The organism is Synechococcus sp. MU1655, from assembly GCF_023630655.1.
Taxonomy (GTDB): domain Bacteria; phylum Cyanobacteriota; class Cyanobacteriia; order PCC-6307; family Cyanobiaceae; genus Synechococcus_C.
The window spans coordinates 1-4,253 of the sequence record NZ_JAKUHK010000179.1 but is presented as its reverse complement, the minus strand read 5'-3'; the positions used below and the strand labels follow the sequence as shown (position 1 = coordinate 4,253).

Sequence of the window (4,253 nt, the reverse complement as noted above, 5' to 3'; positions counted from 1 at the left end):
TCTGCGGACGAGAAGTTGAACCTGAGGAGCCAGGGCATCCCGCGCTTCTAGCAGAAGAGCAACCTGTTGTTGCCACCAGCCAAGACGACGCAACTCTTCGTCTCTGGGTTCGGTTAGCAGCAACGGTGCAATCGTTCCATTGTTGAGTTGATAGAGAAGCCGCTGGCTTTCGTAGAGGCGAATCGGACGTTGAATCCAGGTTTGCCAACGAGACTGAGTATTGAGTTGGTTGCGTAGACGTTCCAGCTCTCTGGTCGAGATCAACCGTTGCTCTAACAGATAGCGCCTCAACTCAGGCCAATCTCCACAGACGCCAAGTAACTCAGAGCCAATCAGTTCCGCTGTGCGCACCAACCAGTTGCTCACCAACGTTTCAAGCTGCAGCAAGGCGCGGGGATCATCGGCTGGCAACAGCTGTCCATCGACCAAAACAGGCTGGTTGTCAAGGAAAGGAGCCAGCATCCGCTTCGGATTTGGCAGTTCCTCATCCATGTCTTCGAGCTCGGTATTGAGAAGCAGGTGATCGGCCACACCGCTTAATTCCTCTCCCATGGGAAGGCGGACGTAATGACCCGCCATCGTGCATAAAGCCTGCTGACGCAATTCAGGTTGCAGAGCCTGCCAGTGCTCCGAAAGAGCCTGATCGGATCGCTTTTCGACGCAAGCCTGCTGATCGAGGCGCAACCTTTGCAAAACTGCATTGAGCTGATCCAAAAGGGCAAGCAAGAGCTCGCGTCGTCTCTCAGGCTGAAGACCTTCAATCGCCAGCATCTGACCGGTCGCGTTGCTGAGACCTCCAGTGACCGCCGTTTCAAGGCGTTGATGAATGGCGTTCCACACCGCAGCACCATTTCTCTCCTTTAACTGAATCGAAGTTCCTGGAGGTTCACGGAAGTGAGACGATTGTTGGAGGGGAACAGAAGCTTCAAGCCCCAATTGCAATGGACCCCAAAGCCAGAGCAACAGCTGACGGGCACTGCGCAATTCACGACAACGTCCCTCCAGCATGAATCGCAGCATCGGATTCTCTGGTGGTGGGTTCAACAGGACCTCGATCAAGCGCAGGTCATGATTGATTTGTTGAAGCCCAGTCATCAACAACCAAGACCCAAGTCCTGGTGACTGGACAGGTTCAAACGACTCGGACGAGGGGTGCGACGTCAATTCGACCACCCTGCCCCCAGAGAGCAGCGTCTCAATGCTCTGCTGCAATTGCGTGAGATCAGGGTCTTGAAGCAATCCCGCGCAGTCCAGGGAAAGAAGATCAGTGGGATCGCAAGGGAGGTTCGCGGGGAGCAACAACAGCAGAGGAGCTGATCCCCAACGGCTTTGAAGCTTGATGACTTCGAGCTGAAGAAGGGCCGGAGATGCAACCGTTTCAATGGACCAGATCACAAGATCAGGTTGTCCATCCAGCTGATCTGTTGAAACAGAGACCACTATCCCTTTGTTGCCAGCCAGCCCCGACAAAAGTGATTCAGCAAGCAGATTCCTTGCGATAAGCAAAATCTTGTTTGGAATCCCGTTCACCGCTGTAATCCGTTCCACACGAATGATCGCAAGGAATTGGTGCAGGAGCAAATGCTCCTGCGAGAATCATCAGCGCCCATCTAACTCTCTAGGCCGTCCACTGAGTTGAAGGGTGTAGGCCTCAATTGTGTAACCAGTGCGCTCCTCGATTTCCCGCACGAGTTCATCAGGCAGTTGAACATCGAGATCCTCAATGCGTCCAGTCTCGAGGCAGGTGAGATGACTGTGGGGGTCACTTCGGTAGCCGTAAAGGCGACCACTGGCCCGATCCAGACATTCGATCACCCCAGCTCTCTGGAGAGCTTCGAGGTTTTGATACACCGATGTATGCCCAATTCGTCGACCTTGATCATTCAACTTTTCAAAAATATCTCTGGCGCTCAAATGGCTGGCTTCAGTCCAAAGCAGATCAAGAACCATCCGCCGCTGCTGACTGAGGCGCATCCCAAGCTTTCGGCACAACTCAAAAGTGGCTTGGAGTCCACTGGATGCAGCGGACAATTCCGAACGTTGATTCCTGCTATCGACCGCCACTAATGCAACTTTATTAATCGCATCTTAAAACCCTATTCAAGACTTCGTTGAACACAAGGAGCATCCAGGGTTCCAATGAATTCAATTCGTATCAAGCGATCGTGCTGCTGTGATCACTCAGAGGGTCTTGCAGACGTCCCTCACCAATCGCCTGGATAGCTTCATGCAAGTCGACGCGACCATCGTAGAGCGCTCGACCCACGATGACTCCCTCCACACCCAACGGTTCCAGGGCTAGGAGCGAAAGCAGATCTGCCATGCACCCCACGCCTCCAGAGGCGATGACGGGCACCTCACTCGCTTGAGCCATGGCACGCAATGCTTCCAGATTCGGACCAGCCAACGTGCCATCCGTTGCAATATCGGTGCTGATAATGGCCGCGATGCCCGCCGTACTCAAATGCTGAGCCAGAGCCGTGGCCTCCACGTCGCTCTCTTCCACCCAGCCACGCGTGGCGACAAGCCCATTGCGTGCATCAATGCCCACCACAATTTTGTGAGGGTGGCGGCGAGCAAGGGTCCTCACCAACTCGGGGTTCTCAAGCGCCACGGTGCCGAGAATGACCCGATCCAGTCCACAACTGAGCAGCTCTTCAGCCCGCTCCAACGACCGCACTCCGCCACCCAGTTGCACGGGAATCGATAACTCTTTGGCAATCAAGCGAACCGCTTGATCATTGATGGGCTGACCACTGCGCGCACCATCGAGATCCACCAAATGGAGGCGGGTTGCACCCTGTTTCACCCAGTGTTGAGCCTGTGCAAGTGGATCGTCGCTAAAGCGAGTGACCTGGTCGTAGTCACCCTGATGCAGACGAACACAGCTTCCCTGCAACAGGTCGATGGCGGGGATGATCTCCATGACGCCCGTGGCACGTTTCTCTCTCCCATCCTGCAGGCCAGGGGGTCAAGCTTCATGCCTGCGGTTGAATGGGCGCGCTTCAATGGCTGGGTTGAGCGCCTTGCTGATGAAGATTCTCGTAATGGGTGGCACCCGCTTTGTTGGGAAGCCATTGGTCGCAAGGCTTCAGGACCAGGGGCATGCACTCACCCTGTTCACACGAGGTCGCCTTCCCTCACCCGACGGAGTGGAGTCAGTTCAAGGAGATCGCAGCGTTGATGCCGATCTCGAACAACTCAAGGGACGCGGCTTTGAGGTCATCATCGACAGCTCGGGACGCACTTTGGACGACAGTCGTCGCGTCTTAGCGATGACAGGCGCCCCCACCCATCGCTTTCTATACGTGAGTTCCGCCGGGGTCTATGCCGCATCGACGCAATGGCCGTTGGATGAAACAGCTGAGATCGATCCCGCCAGTCGACATTCCGGCAAGGCTGACACCGAACAATGGCTCCAAGAGCAGGGGATCCCCTTCACCAGCTTCCGTCCCACCTACATCGTGGGGCCTGGGAATTACAACCCAGTGGAGCGCTGGTTCTTTGACCGAATCGTGAATAATCAGCCGATTCCCCTTCCAGGATCAGGAGAAACCATCACCCAGATCGGCCATGCAGAAGACCTTGCTGAGGCGATGGCTCGCTCGCTTGAGGTGGATGCAGCTTGCAATCGGATCTACAACTGCAGCGCAAGCCAGGGCATCAGCTTCCGCGGCTTGATCGAAGCGGCAGCCGTGGCCTGTGGGCGAGACCCTCAAAGCTTGGATTTACGACCATTCGACCCCAGTGGACTGGACCCCAAAGCGCGCAAGGCCTTCCCTCTAAGGCTGAGTCACTTTTTGACCGACACCACCAGGGTCAGGCGTGAGCTGGCTTGGGCGCCGCGGTTTGACGCTTGTGCCTGTCTTGTTGACAGTTATCAACGGGAGTACAAAGACCAACCCACATCCAATCCAGACTTCAGCGCTGACCAGGCTTTGATCGGTAAGGCTTGAGATACCCCCAAGCTGACCACAAAGCCAAAACCAACGAGGGCCAAAACAAACCCACGCCAACCACTCTTAAAGCTTGAACGAGTGCTGGATCTCCCCACAACGGGGGCCAAAGCATGAGGGCAAGGCTGAGGAATTGGAGGATTGTTTTCGCTTTACCTGCAGCGGATGCTGGTGCCCCATCACTGCTGTCACCACGCCAGCCAGAGATCAGCAATTCACGGGCCAGCAAAAGCCAAACCGCCCAGACCGGAAGGATTCCTTCTGCCGCCAACCAGATCAGCGGTGCGCTGATCAACA

General features: G+C 55.6%; 5 protein-coding genes. 1 reads left to right on the top strand and 4 read right to left on the bottom strand.

Going from position 1 to position 4,253, the window contains the following annotated elements; genetic code table 11:
- The 3 genes from NCN04_RS08650 to hisA all read right to left on the bottom strand — a co-directional run.
- The coding region (locus tag NCN04_RS08650; protein ID WP_502988771.1) for a DUF3685 domain-containing protein at positions 1 to 1,530 on the bottom strand (1,530 nt) is incomplete at its 3' end.
- 69 nt (positions 1,531 to 1,599) lie between these two features.
- Positions 1,600 to 2,031, bottom strand: coding sequence for a Fur family transcriptional regulator (locus NCN04_RS08645; protein ID WP_048348204.1), 432 nt, complete (start codon positions 2,029 to 2,031; stop codon positions 1,600 to 1,602).
- 124 nt (positions 2,032 to 2,155) lie between these two features.
- Complete coding sequence (hisA, locus tag NCN04_RS08640; RefSeq protein WP_048346724.1) at positions 2,156 to 2,926, bottom strand: 1-(5-phosphoribosyl)-5-[(5-phosphoribosylamino)methylideneamino]imidazole-4-carboxamide isomerase; 771 nt, start codon at positions 2,924 to 2,926, stop codon at positions 2,156 to 2,158.
- Between the two features lie 106 nt (positions 2,927 to 3,032).
- Between hisA and NCN04_RS08635 the strand changes: the two genes are divergently transcribed.
- Complete coding sequence (locus NCN04_RS08635; protein WP_250395820.1) at positions 3,033 to 3,956, top strand: NAD-dependent epimerase/dehydratase family protein; 924 nt, start codon at positions 3,033 to 3,035, stop codon at positions 3,954 to 3,956.
- Here the strand turns inward: NCN04_RS08635 and NCN04_RS08630 are convergent.
- Positions 3,922 to 4,253, bottom strand: a 332-nt coding sequence (locus tag NCN04_RS08630) for a CDP-alcohol phosphatidyltransferase family protein (protein ID WP_350223246.1), incomplete at its 5' end; no start/stop codon positions are given. The two genes, NCN04_RS08635 and NCN04_RS08630, sit on opposite strands and share 35 nt — an antisense overlap.